This window comes from Bradyrhizobium sp. CCGB12 (assembly GCF_024199845.1).
Taxonomy (GTDB): Bacteria; Pseudomonadota; Alphaproteobacteria; order Rhizobiales; family Xanthobacteraceae; genus Bradyrhizobium.
This window is the reverse complement of sequence record NZ_JANADO010000001.1, coordinates 8,306,333-8,326,992: the sequence shown is the minus strand read 5'-3', so window position 1 is coordinate 8,326,992 and position 20,660 is coordinate 8,306,333. Positions and strand designations below refer to the sequence as shown.

23 protein-coding genes are annotated in these 20,660 nt (G+C 65.5%); 11 read left to right on the top strand and 12 right to left on the bottom strand.

Going from position 1 to position 20,660, the window contains the following annotated elements; translation table 11 throughout:
- Positions 1-139 precede the first annotated feature (139 nt).
- Positions 140-964: a dienelactone hydrolase family protein gene (locus NLM27_RS38235; protein WP_254148175.1), complete on the bottom strand. Its 825-nt coding sequence runs from the start codon at positions 962-964 to the stop codon at positions 140-142.
- Between the two features lie 159 nt (positions 965-1,123).
- Between NLM27_RS38235 and NLM27_RS38230 the strand changes: the two genes are divergently transcribed.
- Positions 1,124-1,348: a DUF2093 domain-containing protein gene (locus NLM27_RS38230; RefSeq protein WP_254148174.1), complete on the top strand. Its 225-nt coding sequence runs from the start codon at positions 1,124-1,126 to the stop codon at positions 1,346-1,348.
- A 109-nt stretch (positions 1,349-1,457) separates the two neighbouring features.
- Here the strand turns inward: NLM27_RS38230 and NLM27_RS38225 are convergent, their stop codons facing one another.
- Complete coding sequence (locus NLM27_RS38225; RefSeq protein WP_254148173.1) at positions 1,458-1,769, bottom strand: hypothetical protein; 312 nt, start codon at positions 1,767-1,769, stop codon at positions 1,458-1,460.
- Between the two features lie 409 nt (positions 1,770-2,178).
- Between NLM27_RS38225 and NLM27_RS38220 the strand changes: the two genes are divergently transcribed.
- Positions 2,179-2,463, top strand: a complete 285-nt coding sequence (locus NLM27_RS38220; protein WP_254148172.1) for a hypothetical protein — start codon at positions 2,179-2,181, stop codon at positions 2,461-2,463.
- Positions 2,464-2,698: 235 nt separating this feature from the next.
- Here the strand turns inward: NLM27_RS38220 and lpxK are convergent, their stop codons facing one another.
- Genes lpxK through NLM27_RS38190 form a run of 6 tightly spaced genes read right to left on the bottom strand, consistent with a single transcriptional unit; the run spans position 2,699 to position 8,220 of the window.
- Positions 2,699-3,715, bottom strand: a complete 1,017-nt coding sequence (lpxK, locus tag NLM27_RS38215; protein WP_254148171.1) for a tetraacyldisaccharide 4'-kinase — start codon at positions 3,713-3,715, stop codon at positions 2,699-2,701.
- Positions 3,708-5,042 (bottom strand): 3-deoxy-D-manno-octulosonic acid transferase, encoded by a 1,335-nt coding sequence (locus NLM27_RS38210; RefSeq protein ID WP_254149028.1) that lies wholly within the window; start codon positions 5,040-5,042, stop codon positions 3,708-3,710. Before NLM27_RS38210 ends, lpxK begins: the two co-directional genes overlap by 8 nt.
- On the bottom strand, positions 5,005-5,718 hold the full coding sequence (locus NLM27_RS38205; RefSeq protein WP_254148170.1) for a lysophospholipid acyltransferase family protein: 714 nt from the start codon (positions 5,716-5,718) through the stop codon (positions 5,005-5,007). The genes NLM27_RS38210 and NLM27_RS38205 overlap by 38 nt, the downstream gene beginning before the upstream one ends.
- A complete protein-coding gene (locus NLM27_RS38200; RefSeq protein WP_018648410.1) occupies positions 5,715-5,957 on the bottom strand; it encodes a DUF4170 domain-containing protein in 243 nt (80 codons plus the stop codon). Before NLM27_RS38200 ends, NLM27_RS38205 begins: the two co-directional genes overlap by 4 nt.
- Positions 5,958-6,017: 60 nt before the next feature.
- Positions 6,018-6,836, bottom strand: coding sequence for a 3'(2'),5'-bisphosphate nucleotidase CysQ (locus NLM27_RS38195; RefSeq protein ID WP_254148169.1), 819 nt, complete (start codon positions 6,834-6,836; stop codon positions 6,018-6,020).
- On the bottom strand, positions 6,823-8,220 hold the full coding sequence (locus tag NLM27_RS38190) for a TldD/PmbA family protein (protein ID WP_254148168.1): 1,398 nt from the start codon (positions 8,218-8,220) through the stop codon (positions 6,823-6,825). The genes NLM27_RS38195 and NLM27_RS38190 overlap by 14 nt, the downstream gene beginning before the upstream one ends.
- A 265-nt stretch (positions 8,221-8,485) precedes the next feature.
- Here NLM27_RS38190 and NLM27_RS38185 point away from each other — a divergent pair, with 265 nt between their 5' ends.
- Positions 8,486-9,004 carry a DUF6101 family protein gene (locus NLM27_RS38185; RefSeq protein ID WP_254148167.1) on the top strand — a complete coding sequence of 173 codons (519 nt, stop codon included), beginning with the start codon at positions 8,486-8,488 and terminating at the stop codon, positions 9,002-9,004.
- A 30-nt stretch (positions 9,005-9,034) separates the two neighbouring features.
- Here NLM27_RS38185 and ubiA read toward each other — a convergent pair whose 3' ends face one another.
- Together ubiA and NLM27_RS38175 are read right to left on the bottom strand one after the other, a co-directional pair.
- Positions 9,035-9,967: a 4-hydroxybenzoate octaprenyltransferase gene (gene ubiA / locus NLM27_RS38180; protein WP_254148166.1), complete on the bottom strand. Its 933-nt coding sequence runs from the start codon at positions 9,965-9,967 to the stop codon at positions 9,035-9,037.
- Positions 9,964-10,626 carry a hypothetical protein gene (locus NLM27_RS38175; protein WP_254148165.1) on the bottom strand — a complete coding sequence of 221 codons (663 nt, stop codon included), beginning with the start codon at positions 10,624-10,626 and terminating at the stop codon, positions 9,964-9,966. Before NLM27_RS38175 ends, ubiA begins: the two co-directional genes overlap by 4 nt.
- Positions 10,627-10,836: 210 nt before the next feature.
- On the opposite strand from NLM27_RS38175, the gene NLM27_RS38170 reads away from it, so the two are divergent.
- The 6 genes from NLM27_RS38170 (at position 10,837) to NLM27_RS38145 (ending at position 16,793) form a co-directional block, all read left to right on the top strand.
- Complete coding sequence (locus NLM27_RS38170) at positions 10,837-11,589, top strand: 16S rRNA (uracil(1498)-N(3))-methyltransferase (protein WP_254148164.1); 753 nt, start codon at positions 10,837-10,839, stop codon at positions 11,587-11,589.
- Between the two features lie 135 nt (positions 11,590-11,724).
- Complete coding sequence (locus NLM27_RS38165; RefSeq protein WP_254148163.1) at positions 11,725-12,876, top strand: ATP phosphoribosyltransferase regulatory subunit; 1,152 nt, start codon at positions 11,725-11,727, stop codon at positions 12,874-12,876.
- Between the two features lie 3 nt (positions 12,877-12,879).
- On the top strand, positions 12,880-13,857 hold the full coding sequence (hisG, locus tag NLM27_RS38160) for an ATP phosphoribosyltransferase (RefSeq protein ID WP_254148162.1): 978 nt from the start codon (positions 12,880-12,882) through the stop codon (positions 13,855-13,857).
- Positions 13,858-13,942: 85 nt separating this feature from the next.
- Complete coding sequence (locus tag NLM27_RS38155; RefSeq protein ID WP_254148161.1) at positions 13,943-14,989, top strand: glycosyltransferase family 2 protein; 1,047 nt, start codon at positions 13,943-13,945, stop codon at positions 14,987-14,989.
- Positions 14,986-15,831: a ChbG/HpnK family deacetylase gene (locus NLM27_RS38150; RefSeq protein ID WP_254148160.1), complete on the top strand. Its 846-nt coding sequence runs from the start codon at positions 14,986-14,988 to the stop codon at positions 15,829-15,831. The genes NLM27_RS38155 and NLM27_RS38150 overlap by 4 nt, the downstream gene beginning before the upstream one ends.
- Positions 15,832-15,956: 125 nt before the next feature.
- Entirely contained in the window at positions 15,957-16,793 is an 837-nt protein-coding gene (locus NLM27_RS38145; protein ID WP_254148159.1) for a DUF2076 domain-containing protein, read from the top strand.
- Positions 16,794-17,452: 659 nt separating this feature from the next.
- On the opposite strand, the gene NLM27_RS38140 is transcribed toward NLM27_RS38145, so the two are convergent.
- Positions 17,453-18,268 carry a L,D-transpeptidase gene (locus NLM27_RS38140; RefSeq protein WP_254148158.1) on the bottom strand — a complete coding sequence of 272 codons (816 nt, stop codon included), beginning with the start codon at positions 18,266-18,268 and terminating at the stop codon, positions 17,453-17,455.
- A gap of 314 nt (positions 18,269-18,582) precedes the next feature.
- Between NLM27_RS38140 and NLM27_RS38135 the strand changes: the two genes are divergently transcribed.
- A complete protein-coding gene (locus tag NLM27_RS38135; protein WP_254148157.1) occupies positions 18,583-19,362 on the top strand; it encodes a protein phosphatase CheZ in 780 nt (259 codons plus the stop codon).
- 168 nt (positions 19,363-19,530) lie between these two features.
- Here NLM27_RS38135 and NLM27_RS38130 read toward each other — a convergent pair whose 3' ends face one another.
- On the bottom strand, positions 19,531-20,052 hold the full coding sequence (locus NLM27_RS38130) for a hypothetical protein (protein ID WP_254148156.1): 522 nt from the start codon (positions 20,050-20,052) through the stop codon (positions 19,531-19,533).
- Positions 20,053-20,360: 308 nt separating this feature from the next.
- Here NLM27_RS38130 and groES point away from each other — a divergent pair, with 308 nt between their 5' ends.
- Positions 20,361-20,657, top strand: coding sequence for a co-chaperone GroES (groES, locus tag NLM27_RS38125; RefSeq protein WP_008544107.1), 297 nt, complete (start codon positions 20,361-20,363; stop codon positions 20,655-20,657).
- Positions 20,658-20,660: the final 3 nt, after the last annotated feature.

The following is a 20,660-nucleotide window of genomic DNA, read 5'->3' as shown; positions in this document are numbered from 1 at the left end:
CACGTGTTGAAACCGCCGCCGCGCGCGATCCGTAGATTCCCGGTCGGCCATCATGGTCCGTGCAGGGCGGTGGTCGATGCGGGGCTGTCCGCCTACGTTGTTCCTCGGGCGGCCCCGCTTTGGCACGCGTCGCCCGACACTACCGCGCCAGCCACTCCGCCACGTCCTTCTGCGACTCCGCCCGCGCCTCGGCATCCGTGCCGAGATGGCCATGCTCGGGCGCCGCGGCGTCGGTGCCGCCGGCAGCTGTGTGCAGCGGCGTGTTGGCGCGGTCGAAATCGTGATCGGCGCCGGGATAGACCACGATGCGCGCCAGCGCGCTGCGGCCGCGCGCGCCGTCCACCATCTGGCGGCAGGCCGGCGGCGACGACACGTCGTCATCGGCGCCAATCAGCACCAGGGTCGGTACCCGCGTGCTCCAGCCGAGGCCGGCGGAAATCCGACAATCGGGATAGAAGGCGACCGCGGCACGGAAATCCGGACTGAGATCGCGCGCCACGCTCTGCGGGCGCACGGCCCAGAGCAGCGCGCTGGCGCCGTTCGCCCAGCCGATCAGGCTGACGCGGCTGCGCGCGACCCAGGTCTGCTTCATCAGCCAGGCACGCGCCGCGACGATGTCGGCGACGCGCTCGCGTCGCGCCTTGACGTGCATCTCCTTGACGCGGCATTGCGGTCCGAGCTCCCGCGAGCCGTAGCTGTCGGGCAGCAGCACGGCGTTGCCGGCCCTAAGCAGCCGCACGGCCCAGTCGCGATAGCGCGGCAGGACGGAATCGGAATGGCCACTGAGTCCGTCGCAGCCGTGCAGCGCGATCACGACCGGAAACGGCCCCTCGCCCTCGGGCTTGTAGAGCTGCGCATGCAGGATGCCCGACGACAGCGGAATGTCGACCTGCTGCGGCACCGGCGCGGCGTGCGCGGTCGGCATCAGGAGCGTCAGGAACAGGGCGGTCAGTCGAAGGCGCATCGAACACTGCGTCAAGATCCTTCGTCCAAGCCCTATCATGCGGAAACAGCGCCAAAACATCACAAACCGGTGGGTTTACTGGGCGGACAAGCCACCCTATCTATGCTAGATCTCATTCAACACGTTGCCTTTACGGGCCTTCCACGGAGACTTTCGACCGTGCTGAACAAATTCGGCCCCTCGGGCCATGGCGAAGCGCAGGTGCAATATCTCGACGGCGATTTCCGCGTGATCTCGCCAGGCACCTATGTACGCTGCGCGATCACCGACACGCGGATCCCGCTCGACGAGTTGAAATATTGGAGCGTGGATCTGCAAGAGGCCTACGCCACGCCGGCCGCTGTCCTGCAGCGGCATTTTCCGGGCGCGCTGAAGCAGTCGTGATCTCGTAGGGCGGGCAAAGGCGCGCAGCGCCGTGCCCACCGTCTCTCCGGAACCGCAATGAACAAGGTGGGCACGCGTTGCTTCGCCCACCCAATCGCACTGAACCCGTTTATTGCTCCGTACCATCGCCACCCACACAGCTCTTGATGAAGGTCTTCCTGGGTTCGCCGACGACCTTCTGATCGATCGCCTGCTTCAGGCAATCGAGCCGCGCCTGTGCCATGCAGAGCTGCATCTGGTCGCGCTTGTCCTGCCCCTTCAGGCTTTGCGTCGTCGCCAAGCATGTGACGCGCTTGGTCGCGGGGACTGGCACAGTGCCGGCCGGACTTGTCGGAGCGGCCGGCGCAGTCGTTTGTGCGAACACCGGCGCAATGATCAGACACACAAGGCTGGCGGCGACAGCCGCGGACGGCAGTTTCATCGAACTCTCCCGATCGTCCAAAACCGATAGGGCTTTTGCGATGAATGTCGCCTGAATGGCAGGTCACTGCAGGGCGCTTTACGCGGGCTCGTCTTGCCGGGGGGGACACGATTGGCGCCGCCTTCCGCGCGGCATGGGATGGAGACGATGGTCACGCGCAGCTGACTGGGAGTCTCACACTGTAGTGAATTCCCTCGCGCCGATCCGCGTTGCATCGAACAGCGCGCACACTCGGTGATTAGTCATTTCGCGCTGTGGTTGGATTCTTCGCCGCGACTCGGCGCCCTTAAGTTGTTCGATGAAGTCTTCATGAAACAGAAGGCTGCTAAGCTGCATGTTAGGTAATTGGCCCTGCTCCTTCTATCGCACAGACAATCAAGTCGCGGTCATTTCGGAATCGGCGCGATCTGTGAACGGGCTCATATCGAAGAGCCATCTGGCGGGCTACCATCACCTCGAAAATTCGCAGTGGAATATCTGTAAATCGAAAGTAACGATGGGGGTGATCATGCCCACCATATTCGACCTGCTCTATCGTGAATATTGCCGCGCCCGCCTTGCGGAAATGCGAAGACAGCTTCTGATCTCAGCTCGACGCTCTGAAGCTCGCGAAGCGCAATATCATCCCGCGGATCTCGATGACGATGAGCGGGCGGACGTACATCGCGAGAGCGGTCACGGCGCGCCGAACTGAAAGCGGCCCAGGACCGGCAACTCCCGCGTAACAGTGACCAAACCCTTGGCAACGGTTTGGGAGGCAACGATGAATACACCCGAATGCTATACAGTGATGGTGGCCTGCGTCTCGTGCCTGACCATTGTCGGATTGATGGCCGTTGGGGCGTGGTGAACGCTGGATCGTCGGCAAGCACGTTCAGTTGGCCCCAGGGCGCCCGATCTTTACGGAGACGCTTTGCGCCGTTACGAAATCATCGCCTGCCGAATCTTCGCTCGCGCGCCCTGTAGAGATGATCGCTGATCAGTTGCCGGAGCGCGGAAGGATCGTCGAATTCAAGCTGGACGGCAAACGGCACGATGTTATCAGGCACACCCGCGCGGCCGCGCAGGCGAGCAAGGTCCTTCTCCGTCGTCACCAGGGTGAGCTGCTCGCGCTGCGCTTCCGCTGCGAGCGCTACGATCTCGTCGTTCGAAAACACGTGATGGTCGGGGAACGGACGCGCGCGCACGACCTCGATGCCGCTGGCGCCCAAGCTGCGGAAGAAGCGTTCGGGATCGCCGATGCCGGCGAAGGCAAAAGCCCGCTTGCCGATCAGCTGCGCGACCGAGGCCGCATCCGGCTTCAGGCGCGCGCGCAGCTCCGGCTTGTCGCGCTTGGCAAGCTCGGCCGCGACGTCGTTGGCGGCACGGCCGTCGCCGATCAGCACCAGCGCGTCGGTGCGCGCGAGCTGCGCCTTCAGCGGCGCGCGCAAGGGGCCAGCCGGAAACACATTGCCGTTGCCGAGACCGCGCTCGCTATCGATCACGATCAATGAGGCGTCCTTCAACAGGCGCGGATTCTGGAAGCCGTCGTCCATCACGATCACGGTCGCGCCTTGCGCCTTTGCAAGAGCCACGCCGTCGAGGCGATCGCGGGCGACCGTAACAGGGACATCGCGCGCCATCATCAAGGGCTCGTCGCCGACGTCGTCAGCGGTGTGACGCGCGGGATCGACCATTACCGGGCCTTTCAGGCGTCCGCCATAGCCGCGGCTGAGCACCACCGGCGTCTCGCCGAGCTCGCGCAAGAGCTTCGTCAGCGCCAGCGCGGTCGGTGTCTTGCCGGCGCCGCCGACATGGTAGTTGCCGACACAGATCACGGGGATGCCGGCGTCGAAGCCCCTGCGCAGCATGCGCCGTTCGGTGATCGCGCCGTAGAGTGCTCCAAGCGGCCATAACGCGTACGACTGGAGGGAACGTGGCCGGTACCAAAAGGCCGGCTCACGCATTGGCGGCTCCCATCTCGATGGTCAGCTGCAACAGATAGGGCTCGAGCGCAATCATGGTGCGGTCCAGCGCGCCGCCGAGCTGCTCGACCACGCCCGTGCCTGCGCGCTGCATCTTGTCGCGCACGGTGGGATCGGCCAGCAACTGGCCAAGCTGCTTGACCAGGACCTCCGGCGTGTCGGCCTGGCGCGCCCCGCCGCTGCCGTCGAGCGCCGCGTAGACATCGGAGAAATTGAAGACGTGCGGACCATGGATGATCGCGGCACCCAGCTTGATCGCCTCGATCGGATTCTGCCCGCCATGGTGGATCAGCGATCCGCCCATGAACACGATGGGCGAAAGGCGATAGAACAGGCCGAGCTCGCCCATGGTGTCGGCGACATAGAGGTCGGTCGTAGCGGTCGGCAGCTCCTCGCGCGAGCGCAGCGCCGGCTTCAGGCCGGAGGCGGTGATCAAGCCTGCGATCGAGGCGCCGCGATCCGGATGTCGCGGCACGATCACGGTCAGCAGCTGCGGGAAGAAACCGGAAAGGCTGCGGTGCGCCGCCACCACCATCTCGTCCTCGCCCGGATGGGTCGAGGCCGCGATAATAATGGGCCGTCCGCGCGTCATCGCCATCAAGCGTTCGAGCTTGCCGGGATCGGCCGGCGGCGCGGGGACGTCGAGCTTGAGGTTACCCGTGGTGAGGACGTCGCGGCCGCCGAGAGCGGCAAAGCGCTCGGCATCCAGCTTCGACTGCGCAAGGCAGATGTCGAAGCGAGAGAGCAGCGCCGAGATGGTGCCATGCATGCGCCGCCAGCGCGGGAAGGAGCGCGGCGACATCCGCCCATTGATCAGCACCATCGGCACCCGGCGCGCCGCACCGGCGAGGATCAGGTTCGGCCACAGGTCGGATTCGATGAACAGCGCCAGCGACGGCTTCCAATGGTCGAGGAAGCGCGCGACATAGCGCGGGGAATCATACGGCACGTATTGATGAATCACGTCGGGCGGAAAGCGTTTTGCCACGACAGCCGCCGAGGTGACGGTGCCGGAGGTGAGCAGGATACGCAAATTGAGGTCGCGCAAGCGCTCGATCAGCGCCGCTGCGGCCAGAACCTCGCCGACGCTGGCGCCGTGGATCCAGACCAGCGGTCCATGCGGACGCACGTCCCGCGACAGCCCCCGCCGCTCGCCGACGCGCTCGGGATCCTCCTTGCCCTGCTTCAGCCGCCGCTTGATCAGCGCAGGCGCCAGCGGCACCAGGCCGGAGGCCAGACGCTGATACATCCGCAGCGTGATGGGCAGCGAATTAGGCATCTTCCGGTCCCGGGCGGCCGAGTTGCGCATAGGCACGGCGAGTCGCCTCGTTCAACGTCTCCTCCAGCTCCAGCCGCAGCGCTTCCATGGTGGCCGCGTCGGCGTCAGGCGGAACGTGGATCTCCTTGATGCCGACCAATGCGCCCCGCCCGAACGGCAGATTGATGGTGGTGCGGTCCCAGTTCTTGAGCCGGATGAAGCGGCTGGTCGCCATCGCAAAAGGCATGATCGGCCGTCCGGATTCCCGTGCCAGCATGATTATGCCGAGCCCGGCCACGCGCGAGCGCTTGGGGACGTCGGCGGTCAGCGCGACATTACAACCGTCCTGGAGCGTCCGCACCATTTCCTTGAAGGCGCCGACCCCGCCCTTGCGGTGGAAGGCGCCGCCATGATCGCCGGAACCGCGGATGGTACCGATGCCGAGGCGCTCGGCGGCGATCGCATTGAACTCGCCATCCCGGTGCCGCGAGATCAGGACCTTGGCCCGGTACGAGGTCTTGTTCTTGATGAAGGGGGTGAGGAAATGCTGGCCGTGCCAGAACGCGAAGATCGCCGGGATCTGCGGCTCGACGAGGTCATAGACGTCGGGCGGATCGAACGTGAATTTGTTGGTCCGCCAGACAAAGCGCAGATATTCGGCCGCCAGGACCCCGACGGCACGCTGAACGAAGCTGCTTCGCAGCGTATTGCGAAGCAGTTTTTTCAACGCGCCGGTTCTTGATTCGGGTCGAGCAGCCGGTGGAGGTGGACGATGAAATAGCGCATCTGCGCGTTGTCGACCGTGCTCTGCGCCTTGGCCCGCCAGGCCGCGTGCGCGGTGGCATAGTTCGGATAGAGGCCGACGATCTCGACGTCATCGAGATTCTTGAAGGTGTTGTGCTCGAGATCGACGAGCTCGCCACCGATGACGAGGTGAAGCAGTTGTTGCGGGGCACTATCTGGCATGGATTCTGTTCCTAACGGCTGCCCGGCAAAGCAGTGTTCGACAAGCACGACGAAAGCGCTTTAGGCGAAGGGGCGGTTTCGAAAATGCGCGACAATGCCCGCATGACGATCGCGTCCCGCTGCCACCAGCACCCCGTGCGCCACTTCCCGGCGGTTATAGAGGATGGGATCTCCGGAGAGGTCGCTCATCCTACCATCCGCTTCCTGCACGATCAAATCGGCCGCCGCAAGGTCCCAATCATGACTGTTGCCGCCCGCAAAAGCCGCATCCAGCGCGCCATGGGCGACCCGGCACAGACGCAGCGCGAGCGAGCCGATTCGCGGATGCAGCTCGATCTCGCCGCCCGAGCCATTGAGCCGCTCGACCATCGGCTTCGGTCCGGCGATGCGGGTGAAGTCGAGCACCGATCCGGGCGACGCCCGCACGGCCGCGCCGTTCAGCGTCGTGCCCTGGCCGCGGGCCGCGAAGAAGAACTCGTCGCGGGTCGGCGCAAACACCGCGGCAAGCACCGGCGAGGCGTCCTCAACCAGCGCGACGCTGATGCACCAATCGTCATGCCCGCCCAGATAGTTGCGCGTGCCGTCGATGGGATCGACGATCCAGGTCAGCCGCCGCGACAGCCGTGCCGCGTCGTCCGCGCTCTCCTCGGACAGCCAGCCATAGTCGGGCGTCGCAGCGCGCAGGCGCGCCTCGAGGAGATCGTTGACCGCGATGTCGGCCTCCGACACCGGCGAGGATGCGCCCTTGGTCCATTTCCTCAGCTCGGTGCGGAACATCGATTGCGCGAGTACGCCCGCGTCCCGCACCGTGTCCTTCAGCAGCGCCGCATCGTGCGTCAGGATGGCCGCGTCCAGGGATTGCGCGTCAGCGTCCGCCAAGCGTCAAACCCTCGATGCGCACCGTCGGCGCATTGATGCCGTAGCGGAACTCGAGATTGTTCGCCGGCTGCATCGACTTGAAGATCTCGAACAGATGGCCGGCGATCGTGACCTCGCTGACGGGATAGGTGATCTCGCCGTTCTCGATCCAGAAGCCGGAGGCGCCGCGGCTGTAATCGCCGGTGACGCCGTTGACGCCAGAGCCGATCAGGTCGGTGACGTAGAACCCCTGCTTGATGTCGGAGATCAGCTCGGCCGGCGTCGGCGTGCCGGGCTCCAGATGCAGATTGTACGGCCCGGGCGACGGCGAGGAGGAGACGCCGCGATGGGCGTGGCCCGTCGTGGTGAGGCCGAGCTCACGCGCGGTGGCGCAATCGAGCAGCCAGGTCGTCAGCACGCCCTCGTCGACCAGCGCGATTCTCTTCACCGCGACGCCTTCCGCATCGAAGGTCTGCGAGCGCAGGCCGCGCTTGCGCAGGGGATCGTCGACGATGCGGATGTTCTTCGCGAACAGCTGCTGGCCGAGCTTGTCCTTCAGGAAGCTGGTCTTGCGCGCGATCGAGGCGCCGTTGATGGCGCCGACGACATGGCCGACCAGGGAGCCGGCGACGCGCGGGTCGAACACGACGGGCACCTTGCAGGTCTCGACCTTGCGCGGATTGTAGCGCGCCACGGTGCGCTCGCCGGCGGAACGGCCGACGACCTCCGGCGACAGCAGATCGGCGCCGTGTGGCGCCGAGGTGAAGTCGTAGTCGCGCTCCATGCCGGTGCCTTCGCCCGATATGGCGGTGGCGGAAATCCCCTGACTTGAGCGCAGATAGGAGCCGTGGAAGCCGGTCGAGGTGACGAGCACCATGCCGCCGATGCCGGCGGAAGCCGAGGCGCCGCCGGACTTGGTCACGCCCTTCACACCGAGCGCGGCAGCTTCGGCCGCAAGCGCGCGGCGCTCGAGCTCCGAGGTCGTGGGCACGTCGGGATCGAGCAGGTCGAGATCGGGGAAGTCGCGCGCGAGCAGTGCGGGATCGGCGAGGCCGACATATTTGTCGTCGGGCGCGACACGCGCCATCGCGACCGCGCGTTCTGCGAGCTTGGTGACGGCATCGCCGCTGACGTCGTTGGTCGAGACCACTGCCTGGCGCTGGCCGACCAGCACGCGCAGACCGACATCGTCGCCTTCGGACCGCTCGGATTCCTCGACGCGGCCGTCACGCACCTCGACGCCTTGCGAGACGCCGCGCACCGCGACCGCATCGGCCGCGTCCGCGCCGGCGCGCTTGGCCGCCTCGACCAGCCGCTGCGCGAGATCGGAGAGCGCGGACTGATCGAACAAGTCGCGATTGGCTGTGGTCGAAAGCGTCGAGCTTGCGGATGGTGAAGAGTTCACGAACGAAATCCTGTTGGGGCGGGGTTCGGGACTGGAACCCACAGATGTGCCCTGATGGCGCGGACTTCAAGCATTTTCAGCCTGCCAAAAAGCTCAGATTCGCGACTTCGGCGCAACGTCTCGTCAATCATGCGCGCCAAGGTCTTGTCAATCATGAGCAGCAGTGACGGTGGGTTAACCAGCCTTTTTAAGCGGTTTCGGAAAGGCGCACGCTAAGGTCCTCGCATCGACCGGGAACATAATCCCGGCGGGGAGAACTAAAGCCGTGAGGCGTCAAACAGCAACATGCGGGGTCGCTCCCGCCGGGTCGAGCCGCTCCTTGCGGCTCGACCCTCTTTCCCTTCCGGTCCGCTTCGATGCGCACGATCCGCGCGCCGACGGACATGTCAGGCAGATCGAGCTTCATCGCGAGCGTGTCGTGCTGCGCCGTGCCGTGCGCGGCATGCAGATGGCCATCAACGTTCGCGTCAGCGACTTCACCGGCGTCGCGCTGCGCGGCAACGAGGAGGCGCAAGCCCTCGTCCTCGTGCATCGCGATCCCTCGCTCTCCGTTCCGCTGCTCATCAGCGCCGACGGCGACGAGCTCGCCGAGGCCTGGACCATCTGGAGCGAGATCTTCGCGCTGCCGCAGCTCGACGAAGGCGCCCGCAAACCCGCAGCACGCCGCCGCCGCGCCAACGCGATCCGCGCCCGCCGCCCAAAATTCTTGATGCGCCGCCGCGCCGGCATCGCGCGCGAGCTGTCCGTTCACCGCGGCGAACACGAGATCATCGCGAGAAACTAGAGGGCAATCACGCCTTTGCCCCTACGGCAGCTACGACGCCCGCATCACTGCGTCGGCGAGCAATCCCGCGAACAACAACAACCCCGCATACTTGTTCGAATAGAACAGGCGCTTGCAGAGGTCAGGATCGCTGATATTCAGCCGCACGATCTGCGACGCCAGATGCACGGCGAAGGCGATCAGCCCGAGCCAGGCCGGCCAGCGCGCATCGCCGGACGCCAGCGCGACACCGATCAGCATCACCGCGAGCCCGTAGAACAGGATTAGCGCCTGGTGCGTATGCGCGCCGAACAATCGCGCGGTGGACTTGATGCCGATCAGCGCGTCGTCCTCGGCGTCCTGATGCGCGTAGATCGTGTCATAGCCGATCACCCAGGAAATCGCGCCGGCATAGAGCACGAGCGCGGTGACGTCGATGCGTCCGAAGGTGACGGCAAATCCCATCAGGGCGCCCCAGGAGAACGCAAGCCCGAGCACGATCTGCGGCCACCAGGTGATGCGCTTCATGAAGGGATAGATCGCGACGATCAAAAGCGAGGCGATGCCGGTCAGCACAGCAAAGCGGTTGAACTGCAGCAGCACCACGAGGCCGATCAACGCCTGTGCGACCATGAAGACCAGCGCCTGCTTCGTGGTCACCTGCCCTGACGGCAGCGGCCGCGAGCGCGTCCGCTCGACCTTGTCGTCGAGGTCGCGGTCGGTGACGTCGTTCCAGGTGCAGCCGGCTCCGCGCATCACGAACGCACCGACGAAGAACAGCACGATGGTGAGCGGCAGGCCGCGGACGTCGTGCGCGACGCCGGCGGCGAGCGCGGCCGACCACCAGCAGGGCATCAACAGCAGCCACGAGCCGATCGGACGGTCGAAGCGGGACAGGCGCAGGTAAGGCCGCGCCCATGACGGGGCAAGCGTATCGACCCAGTTGCCCGTGGAATCGGCAACGCGGGCGGATGTATCGCTCATCGGGTCAGGACGTTGCCGTTGAGCGTGTCGAAGGTGCTGCCCCCCTTCTTGCCGGCATTCGCCTCTGGCGCCGAGCCCGAACCCAGCACCTCGCTCAGCGACGGACCTGCCGGACCGCGCGGCTGGTTCTGCATCTGCTGCGCGACGTTGCAGACTTTCGTCTGCATGGCCTCGGTGTTCTTGTGGCCGGTCTTCATCTGCTCGCCGATCTGCGGCGGAATTCCGCATTTGGCGGCATGGGACTCGATGTACTTGATCATCTTCGTTTCAGCCTGGCTGAAATTGCGGATCAGCTTGCAGGCCTCGTCCGGCGCCGCATGACGGTCGCTCGCGGCCTTGATCAGCTTGCCGCGCTTCTCGGCCTCCTCGCGCAGCGGAATGAAGGCCTTCATGCAGTCCTCGCCAGGACCGCCTTGCGTCGGCGGGGCCGCGCTGAAGGCGCCGGCGCCGCCGACCGGCGCGGCGCCATTCACGGGAAAGGACGATTGCGGGGCGGTACCGACCGACGCGGTTGGCGCCGAGCCATTCACTGGCGGAAACGGCGAACTGGTCGCGGCCTGATTGGGCAGCGGCGCCGGGAATGCGCTTTGCGCATAAGCGCCCGCGGCGCCCATGGTGACCATGGCGGCAGTGATCGGAACCATCAAATGACGGATCATCAAGTAGTCTCTCCGGCAGGAGCTTGCGGGGTTCGGCGTCTTCCTAATTTGAAGCGCAACCAGCTGTTCGCGTTTCTACGATTCCCGCCGGCGCTTAACAACCCGTGGAATTGGGCAAGAGCGCGGCGCTGGGACGCACCAGATTGGCAATAATTTACCCCGAAATGGCGGCTTTCGGTTAAGAACGGCGGTCAATCGGACCTTTGAACGATGCCTTCCCACGATTTTCGCGCCCCCCGCCTATTCGTCGACGCTCCCCTTGCCCAGGACGCCAGGGTCCCGCTCGACCGCGACCAGAGCAATTATCTCGGCAATGTGCTGCGGCTTGCCGCCGGTGCGGAGGTTTTGGCCTTCAATGGCCGTGACGGCGAATGGCAGGCCGCCATCGAGGGCCGCAAGCGGCCGGATGGCCTCGTCATCCTCCAGCAGACCCGGCCCCAGGATCGACTAGCCGACCTCACTTACGTTTTCGCTCCGCTCAAGCATGCCCGGCTGGACTACATGGTGCAGAAGGCCATCGAGTTAGGCGCCGCCACGCTTCAGCCGGTCCTGACACGGTTCACCCAGGCCTCCCGGGTCAACACCGAGCGGATGCGCGCCAATGTCGTCGAGGCGGCGGAGCAGTGCGGGATCCTCAGCATCGCCACCGTCGGCGAGCCGGCGCCGCTGGAGCGGTACCTCAGCCAGCGCGCCGCGGGCCGCCTGCTGATCTTCTGCGACGAGGCGGCCGAGGTCCAAAACCCCATTCAGAGCCTGCAAGGCGCCAGCGAGGCCGGACAAGGCATCGACGTGCTGATCGGTCCGGAAGGCGGTTTTGCCGAGGAAGAGCGGGCGCTTCTGCTGCGGCAGCCGAAGATCCTGCGGCTCGCCCTGGGGCCCCGGATCATGCGGGCTGACACCGCCGCGGTGGCGGCGCTGGCGCTGGTGCAGGCAGTGCTGGGCGATTGGGGCAGGCCCACCTGATCCCTGGCATTGGCCGCCCGTTAAGCGATTGATCCTTTGGAGGTCGAAACCGCTTTCGGGCCATGCTAAGGGCTGCGCCAATTCCCGTCCCTTCCCTTGCCTGCCCCGGTTCCACCGGGCGATGGACCCCCTGTTATGACCGCGACTGCCACCTCAAATGCTGCCGGCTCCGCCGCCTGGGCGGATACGCTGCTCTTGTCGTTCGCGCAGGCGGGCTACGTCAGGGCCGAGCCCGCGATCCTGCAGCCGGCCGAGCCGTTCCTGGACCTCTCCGGCGAGGACATCCGCAAGAGCCTGTACCTGACCACGGACTTGTCCGGCGAGGAGCTCTGCCTGCGCCCAGACCTGACCATTCCCGTCGCCCGCGATTACCTCGCCTCGACCAGCGCCGGCCAGCCGGCCGGGTTCAGCTATCTCGGCCCGGTGTTTCGCTACCGTAGCGGGCAGGCCAGCGAGTTCCTGCAGGCCGGCATCGAATCCTTCGGCCGCCAGGACCGCGCCGCGGCGGACGCCGAAATGCTGGCGCTGGCGCTGGAGGCAACCGCCGCCTTCGGCGTCGGCGAGGTCGAGATCCGCACCGGTGACGTCGCGCTGTTCAATGCCCTGCTCGACGCGCTCGATCTCTATCCGGTCTGGCGCCGCCGCCTGATCAAGGATTTCAACCGCAAGATCAGCCTGGAAAAGGATCTGGAACGGCTGGCGGCCGCGACCACCGCGACCCGCAGCGAATATGAGGGCGTGCTCGCCGCGCTTGCCGGCTCCGACCGCAAGGCGGCGCTGGCCTTCGTCACCGATCTGATGTCGATCGCCGGCACCACCAATGTCGGTGGCCGCACCACGGCCGAGATCGCCGACCGATTCCTCGAGCAATCGACCCTCAAAGGTGGCGCGCTGTCGCGCGAGGCGATCACCGTGCTCAAGCGCTTCCTGTCGATCGCAGGCAATCCCGACGACGCCGTTGCAGAGCTGCGCGCGCTCACCGCTGATGCCAGGCTTGATCTCGCTGCCGCGATCGACCAGTTCGAAAGCCGGGTCGGCTTCATGGCGGCGCGCGGCATCGACGTGAAGCTGACGCGCTTTTCGACCGCGTTCGGACGCGGGCTCGACTATTACACCGGCTTCGAGTTCGAATTGCATCACAGGGGCAACGGCGCCGAGCCGCTGGTCGCCGGCGGCCGCTATGACGGGCTGATGACCCAGCTCGGTTCGGTCGAGCCGATCCCCGCGGTCGGCTTCTCGGTCTGGGTGGACGCGCTGACCAGAATCGGTCGCAAGGTGGGAGCTTAAGCCATGAGCGCGCCATTCGTTCTGGCCGTTCCCTCCAAGGGCCGCCTTCAGGAAAACACCGAAGCCTTCTTCGCACGCGCCGGGCTCAAGCTGTCGAAGGCCGGCGGCGCCCGCGACTATCGCGGCACCATCGCGGGCCTCGACAATGTCGAGATCGCCTATCTCTCGGCGAGCGAGATCGCCGCGCAACTGTCCCGCGGCTTTGCGCATCTCGGCGTCACCGGTGAAGATCTCGTGCGCGAGACCATCGCGGATGCCGACAAGCGCGTGTCCCTGATCGAAGGGCTCGGCTTCGGCTACGCCGACGTCGTCGTCGCGGTGCCGCAGGCCTGGATCGACGTCCGTACCATGGCCGACCTCGACGACGTCACCACCGGCTTCCGCGAGCAGCATCACATGCGGATGCGGGTCGCGACCAAGTTCATCAACCTCACCCGCGCCTTCTTCCAGAGCCACGGCATCACCGATTACCGCATCGTCGAGAGCGCAGGCGCGACCGAAGGCGCGCCTGCGGCCGGCAGCGCCGAGTTGATCGTCGACATTACCACCACAGGCGCGACACTCGCCGCCAATGGCTTGCGGGTGCTCGACGACGGCGTGATCCTGCGCAGCCAGGCCAATCTGGTCGCCTCGAAGGAGGCCGACTGGTCGCCGCAGGCGCGGGAGACCGCGCGCGTCATCCTTGACCACATCGCAGCGCGGGCGCGGGCCAATAAATACCGCGAGGTCCGCACCCGTTTCCGGCAATGCGACGCTGCCCTGCTCGGCGAGGCCCACAGCCGGTTCGGCGTCGTGGCCCCGTTTGGCGGGCCGACCTCGTCAGGTATGCTGACGCTGCACTGCCCCCCGGGGCAGCTCTATGCGCTCGCGAGCTTCCTGCGCGAACATGGCGCCGAGACCGTCTCGGTGGTTTCGCTCGACTACGTGTTCGACCGGGAGAACCCCCTGTTCGCCAAGCTCGAGGCGTTCCTGCGGCGGTGACCTCAGTTTCGTTCAGCGTAGCGACAGCAAACGGCAGCTACCATATGCTGTTGAGAAGACCCAAACGCCTCTGGAACCTTGATCGATGACGCTGGGCTCTGACGTTTCCGGCATGACGACCACCGCGGCGAGCGCCGCCGCGAAGGGACTGTCGATTGTCGTCCCCGTCTACAACGAGGCGGCGGGCCTCGCCGCGTTGCACCAGCGTATCTGCGATCTCGCCAAGACCTTGCGCGAGCGGTACCGCCTCGCCTGCGAGGTCGTCTATGTCGACGACGGCAGTGCAGACGCAACGCTGTCGATCTCCCGTTCGCTGCCGGCCGACGCGATCGACGTCCAGGTGGTCTCGCTCTCGCGCAATTTCGGCAAGGAGGCGGCGCTGATGGCCGGCCTCGACCATGCCCGGCTCGGCGCCGTCATGTTCATGGATGGCGACGGCCAGCATCCGCCGGCGCTGGTCGAGCAGCTGGTGCGGCACTGGATCGAAGACGGCCATGACGTCGTCTATACCGCCAAGGCGCATCGCGACAACGAGCCATTCCTGCGCCGCGTCGCCGTGCGCGGCTTCTATTCGCTGATCAATTGGGGCGCCCGGCAGAAGATCCCCGAGGACGCCGGCGACTTCCGCCTGCTCTCGCCGCGCGCGGTCGCCGCGCTCAGGCAGCTGCCGGAGCGCAACCGCTTCTTCAAGGGTCTCGCAAGCTGGATCGGCTTCCGCCAGATCCGCGTCGACTACGAGCCCGCGCCGCGCGTCCATGGCGTGACGACCTTCAGCGCCGCGCGTCTGCTCGGTCTTTCGATCGAGGGGGTGACCTCGTTCTCGGTCGCGCCGCTGCGCTTCGCCAGCCTGCTCGGCGTGATCCTCGCCGGCGGCGCCTTCCTGTTCGGCCTCTCGATCCTCTGGGAGGTCTGGACCACCGGCAAACAGGTGCCCGGCTATCCCTCGCTCGTGATCGGCCTGATGACGATCGGCGGCGTGCAGCTCATCATGATCGGCATCGTCGGCGAATATATCGGCAAGATCCTCTCCGAGCTGAAGGCGCGCCCGATTTACTTCGTGGCCGAGCACAGCGAAAAGCGCTTCGCGACCGACAACGCCGACGACGCCTCGAAGAGGACGGCGGCCGAATGAGCGCGGCGGCGGCGCCGCGGCGGATCTGGCTCTGCGCCGACGATTACGGCATCAGCCCGGGCGTCAACCGTGCCATCCGCGACCTGATCGAACGCGGTCGCCTCAACGCCACCTCGGTGATGATGGTGGGACCTGCGATCGCGCGCAGCGAGATCGAGGCGCTGGACACGGCGGCCAAAGCAAGCCCGCGCTGCGCGATCGGATTGCACGTCACGCTGTCGGCACCGTTCCGGCCGCTCACCATGCATTTCCGTCCTCTCGACGGCGACATGTTCTTGACCTTTCCGAAGCTGCTGGGCGCCGGACTGATGCGGCGGCTCGACCGCGAATTCTTTCGCAATGAGGTGAAGGCGCAGCTCGCAACTTTCATGGAAGCGTTCGGGCGTGCGCCCGACTTTGTCGACGGGCACCAGCATGTCCAGCTCTATCCGCAGGTGCGCGACGGCTTTGTCGATGCGGTTGGCGAGGCCGCACCAAACGCCTGGGTGCGCCAGGGCGGGCGCGACCTGCCACTGGCGCAGCTTCTGGCTTCACCAAAGGCCATGGTGCTCGATATCCTCAGCGCGCAATTTCGCCGGCGCGCCGGCGCCGCCGGCCTCAGCTTCAATCCTGCCTTCGCCGGCGCTTATGACTTCACGCGGGCGACCGATTTCGGCGCGTTGATGCGACAGTTCCTCGAAGGCTTGCCGGATGGCGGGCTCGTGATGTGCCACCCGGGCTTCGTCGATGATGTCCTCACCGGTCTCGACCCGATGACGGATGTGCGCGAACGCGAGCACGCTTATCTCGCCGGCGATGCGTTCCCACGTCTGCTGACGGACAGTGGCGTCACGCTGGGGTGAAATCGGCAAGAACCGACCTTTCGAGGCAGCTTGTCGCATACCGAAATTTAATATGGCCGGGGCTGTTGGGGCCACAATGGAACCCTACATCTGCCTCGCGCTTGTTTGCGCGAAGGAGATTGACCATGACGCCGCAGGAACGCCAGCTCGTCGACGAGCTTTTCGACCGGCTTACCAAACTGGAAAATGCACCGCGCGATCCCGACGCGACCGCCGCAATCTCCGACGGCTTGCGCAAGGCGCCCGGTGCGATCTACGCGCTGGTGCAGACCGTGCTGTTGCAGGACGAAGCGCTGAAGCGCGCCCACGCCCGCATCCAGGAGCTGGAAGCGGGACAGGCGCCCGAGCAGGCGCAGTCCGGCGGTTTCCTGGATTCCATGCGCGAGTCGCTGTTCGGCGGAGGCCCCGCCCGCGGCTCGGTTCCGAACGTGCCGCCGCGCGAGCAGCGGCCGGCCTGGAATACCGGTCAGGCCATGCAACAGACGCAGCCGGGCTACGGCCAGCCGCCTTACGGACAGGCTTATGGCCAAGGTCCCGGTCAAGGCCCAGGCCAGGGCTTTGGTGCTCCGCCGGTCGGCGGTGGCGGCGGCTCGTTCCTTGGCACGGCGGCGGCAGCCGCAGCCGGCGTCGTCGGCGGCTCGCTGCTGCTCTCCAGCATCCGCGGCATGATGGGCGGACCGCATCAGCAGGCTTTTGGCGACACCAATGCCCTCGGCGACCGCAGCGCTGGTGGAAGCCCTTGGGGCGGCAGCGACCAGTCCGGCGGATCGCTCTCGCGCGACGCCGGCCTTAACGACATCGGCTCGAACCGCGACTCCCGCCAGGGCTTCGTCGACCAGGCGTCGAACGACGATCGGAACAACGACAACGATCAGAACTACGACGATAACGACGACAACATGGACATGGCCGACGACAGCGATTTCGGCGGCGGAGACGACGGCGGCAGCGATTACGCGTGACGTCGGATCCATAGCGCATGCAAACCAGCGGCCGCCGATGAGGCGGCCGTTTTCTTCTGCGCATGCCTCAAGCGCCTTCGATGCCACGACATCGCAAGGGAGGGCCGCTCGATATAGTATGACTAATGCGCGCTATTGGATTGCACTGGGCTGAACGTTGACGGGCGCGCCTGAGTTCACCATGACAAGCGAAACTGCCCTTCGACACACGCAGCCGTAGACTCCCGGATTTCCAAATTCGGACATGGGTGTTCAACTGAAAGAACACATCGCTCCTGCCACACACCGATGTGGCTGCCGCTCTTGGCTAAAGTCGGGGGTTTATTGATGAGTCCACTTCAGCAGCGCATTGCGACCTTGACCGACGCGACAACGCATCTCATCACCGAATTGTGCGAGTTGGAAGGATTGCACGAGCGCGTCAGGAAGGCGGAGCTGTCGGCACGGCGTCTGACCCGCTCCGCGGGCGCACCGCATTCCCGTTCATCAACTCGTCGTCGCTGCTCCGTTGCCCCGCGGCTCGGGTCGACGCGGCACCGCCAGCGCGCATAAACCATAGCTGGAAGGCGTACGCCGGCGGCAGCCAGCGCCTTCGATGCCGCGCATCGCGAGCCGACGCGGCACGCCGAGTTGACGGCTCGCATCGAGCGTATGACGCCTCACATCACCACGACCTTGGTGCCGACATTGACGCGGCCGTAGAGATCGATGACGTCCTCGTTGCGCATGCGGATGCAGCCGGAGGAGACGTTGGTGCCGATGGTCCAGGGCTCGTTGGAGCCATGGATGCGGTAGAGTGTCGAGCCCAGATACATCGCACGGGCGCCGAGCGGATTTTCCGGCCCGCCTTCCATGTGCCGGGGCAGATCGGGGCGGCGGGCGATCATCTCCGCCGGCGGCGTCCAGTCCGGCCATTCGCGCTTGGCCGTGATCGACTTCACACCGGACCAGGTGAAGCCGGGACGTCCCACGCCGATGCCGTAGCGCATCGCCCGGCCGTTGCCCTCGACGAGATAGAGGAACTTGTTCGGCGTATCGACCACGATCGTGCCGGGACTTTCCTTGCCGCTATAGTCAACGAGTTGCTTCTCGAATTTCGGATCGAAGGGACGCTGCCGCGGATCGACCGCATCCTGCTGGAGACCTGCGCCTTGCTGATATCCACCCTGCATCTGCGGCTCGCCCATCGGCGGCAGGCGGCGCTGATCGTAGTAACCGGGCTGCTGCTGATAGATCGGCTGCTGCGGCGCATAGGCCGGACCGCGGCCAGGACCATCGCCAAACAGGAACTCGATGAAGCCGCCGCCCATGTTCGCATTGGAGGCGACACGCACCGGCGCCGGCGGCATCTGCGGCTGGTAGAGTACCGCGGGCGGATCGTTCGGTACGTTATTGTCAAAAGCGCTGGCGCTGTTTGCGCCGGCAATGAAGGTGCACGCGCTGCCCAGCAGCGCGACAGACATTTTCTTGAACATCGACGTACTCTGTACTGTTTCGTCTAGATCACATGCGTCGCGGAAAGCGTCTGGCTGATCGGCCGCCGCGACGTGGTCAATAAAAAGCAAAAGCCGTTTTGTTTGGTAAACAGAAGCGGCGTTTCGATTCACCACGTCGCCAAGCATGGGCCAATTTGGCGATCAGCGTTTATTTTCGGTGAACGCAGCGCAGCCATGGTTAATCGCTTCTTTGCGCGCCGTCGCGCGACGCCGCACAACAGTTCCGGCCGTGAACTTCGTGTTAAATCGCTTCTGCCTACAAAGACGCGTGAATGAGGTGGGGGAGTATTCTGATGGCTGTTCACCGCAAGCGTTTTCGCGTCGAAGATATCGTCGGTGGCGAAATGCCCATTGTTGACGTAACCGAAGAGGCAACCCCGATGCATAGCGAGATCATGGCCGAGCTGCGTGCGATCCGCGCACAGATGGCCAAGGGCACCGTGCCCTTGTCCGGCAGCGCAGCCATGGCGGCGATCGACGCCTCCACCGCCCATGAGCTCTCCGAAGCTCGCACCATGCTCGAGACCTACCGGGCGCAGATCGAGCAGTGCGAGAAGCTGAAGGTCGAACTCGACCTCATCCACGACGCCATCGACCGCACCAAGCGCGAGATCGCGACGCTGCACGGCAAGAGCTTCGATGGCGGCGAAATGGCCAAGGTCAATGGCGAGCTCGGCGCGGTCGTCGGCGGCACCGAGCAGGCGACGCAGCAGATCCTCGAAGCCGCCGAGTCGATCGACCAGGCGGCGAGCGCGATGTCCAAGGTGCAATCGGCCGATCAGCAGAAGCGGCTCGCCGACGACATCCAGGAACGCGTCATCTCGATCTTCGAAGCCTGCAACTTCCAGGACCTGACCGGCCAGCGCATCAGCAAGGTCATGACCACGATGAAGTTCATCGAGCAGCACATCAATGCGATGATGGAAATCTGGGGCGGCGTCGACGCCATCAAGGCCCACGTGCCGGCGCCTGTCGACGGCCGCAGCGAGGACGAGAAGCTTCTCAACGGCCCGAAGCTCGCCGGCGACGTCGGCCACGCCTCGCAGGACGACATCGACGCGCTGTTCGACTGATCGGACGCGAGATCACGGAAAAGCAAAACGCCGGCATGAGCCGGCGTTTTTTGTTTGGGGCGTCATTGCGAGGAGCGAAGCGACGAAGCAATCCAGGCTGCCTCCGCGGAAACAGTCTGGATTGCTTCGCTTCGCTCGCAATGACGCCTCGCTAGGCCGGAACCCCGATCACGCCCGCGGCGCGCAGCGGACGTAGACCATGTTGCCGTAGCGGGTGGCGGCGTCCTTGTCGATGAAGCGGGTGATCAGCACGCGGCCGTCGAAGGAGACGATCTCACGGTCCTGATCGCCGGGAGTGGGACCGGCGGGGCCGATGTAGTTCTTGCCGCTGGGCGAGCCCTTGAGCCGCAATTCCTGCGGGGTCGCCTGGTCGGCCAGATGCATGATCACGCCGCCGGAGGAACCGGCGGTGATCACATAGGGATTCTTGCACTGGGCCCTCGCCGCGGCTTCGGTGCGGGCACGGTCGGCCGGGTTCTGGAACGAGGCGAGACCCCAGCGTCCCACGATCTCGTCGGCGCGGATCGTCGCAGGCATTTCCGGACCCGTGCCGGGTTCGGCCTCGGGCGGCGGCGAAGACGACGAGAAGGACGGCAGGCTCATGCCGCCGCCGCAGGCGCCCAGCAATAGCGCCAAGCAAGAGGCAGCCGCCAGATTGGCGACCGTGCGCGCGTGAGCTGAACTGATCATGGCATTCCCCCGAACAAGACCATGGCCGCACCCCTCCCGCAGCCAAGCGCAAAACCGCCGCCGGGGCAATGACGTCGTTTGATACGCCGGCGCCCCGAACGAGTTTCCAATCATCCTATATCCGCCTCACCAATCGCTTAACCACCTTTGCTTGACAGGATCGCGGCCAAGCCATATTTCCGGGCCCACTATTAGCACTCGGAAAGCCCGATTGCTAAGCGCGCCGTCCGATCCTCGAAGAGGGTGGACGGAAGCGCCGCCCCACCCACTTCCACTACTTCCAAAGCGAGCCTCCAAAGGGAAACGTCATGGCTAAATCCAAATTTCGTCCGCTGCATGACCGTGTCGTGGTCAAACGTATCGACGCCGAGGAAAAGACCAAGGGCGGCATCATCATTCCGGACACCGCCAAGGAAAAGCCGTCCCAGGGCGAAATCGTCGCCGTCGGCCCCGGCGGCCGCGACGAGACCGGCAAGCTGATCCCGATCGACCTCAAGGTCGGCGACCGCGTGCTGTTCGGCAAGTGGTCGGGCACCGAGGTCAAGATCGACAACGAAGAGCTCCTGATCATGAAGGAGTCGGACATCATGGGCGTTCTGGCCTAAGGC

Bases quoted from the DNA above. Each gene is read 5' to 3' on its own strand.
- NLM27_RS38235 (WP_254148175.1), bottom strand. From the start codon at position 964: ATGCGCCTTCGACTGACCGCCCTGTTCCTGACGCTCCTGATGCCGACC.
- NLM27_RS38225 (WP_254148173.1), bottom strand. From the start codon at position 1,769: ATGAAACTGCCGTCCGCGGCTGTCGCCGCCAGCCTTGTGTGTCTGATC.
- lpxK (WP_254148171.1), bottom strand. From the start codon at position 3,715: ATGCGTGAGCCGGCCTTTTGGTACCGGCCACGTTCCCTCCAGTCGTAC.
- NLM27_RS38210 (WP_254149028.1), bottom strand. From the start codon at position 5,042: ATGCGCAACTCGGCCGCCCGGGACCGGAAGATGCCTAATTCGCTGCCC.
- NLM27_RS38200 (WP_018648410.1), bottom strand. From the start codon at position 5,957: ATGCCAGATAGTGCCCCGCAACAACTGCTTCACCTCGTCATCGGTGGC.
- ubiA (WP_254148166.1), bottom strand. From the start codon at position 9,967: ATGAGCGATACATCCGCCCGCGTTGCCGATTCCACGGGCAACTGGGTC.
- NLM27_RS38175 (WP_254148165.1), bottom strand. From the start codon at position 10,626: ATGATCCGTCATTTGATGGTTCCGATCACTGCCGCCATGGTCACCATG.
- NLM27_RS38170 (WP_254148164.1), top strand. From the start codon at position 10,837: ATGCCTTCCCACGATTTTCGCGCCCCCCGCCTATTCGTCGACGCTCCC.
- NLM27_RS38165 (WP_254148163.1), top strand. From the start codon at position 11,725: ATGACCGCGACTGCCACCTCAAATGCTGCCGGCTCCGCCGCCTGGGCG.
- hisG (WP_254148162.1), top strand. From the start codon at position 12,880: ATGAGCGCGCCATTCGTTCTGGCCGTTCCCTCCAAGGGCCGCCTTCAG.
- NLM27_RS38155 (WP_254148161.1), top strand. From the start codon at position 13,943: ATGACGCTGGGCTCTGACGTTTCCGGCATGACGACCACCGCGGCGAGC.
- NLM27_RS38150 (WP_254148160.1), top strand. From the start codon at position 14,986: ATGAGCGCGGCGGCGGCGCCGCGGCGGATCTGGCTCTGCGCCGACGAT.
- NLM27_RS38145 (WP_254148159.1), top strand. From the start codon at position 15,957: ATGACGCCGCAGGAACGCCAGCTCGTCGACGAGCTTTTCGACCGGCTT.
- NLM27_RS38140 (WP_254148158.1), bottom strand. From the start codon at position 18,268: ATGTTCAAGAAAATGTCTGTCGCGCTGCTGGGCAGCGCGTGCACCTTC.
- NLM27_RS38135 (WP_254148157.1), top strand. From the start codon at position 18,583: ATGGCTGTTCACCGCAAGCGTTTTCGCGTCGAAGATATCGTCGGTGGC.
- NLM27_RS38130 (WP_254148156.1), bottom strand. From the start codon at position 20,052: ATGATCAGTTCAGCTCACGCGCGCACGGTCGCCAATCTGGCGGCTGCC.
- groES (WP_008544107.1), top strand. From the start codon at position 20,361: ATGGCTAAATCCAAATTTCGTCCGCTGCATGACCGTGTCGTGGTCAAA.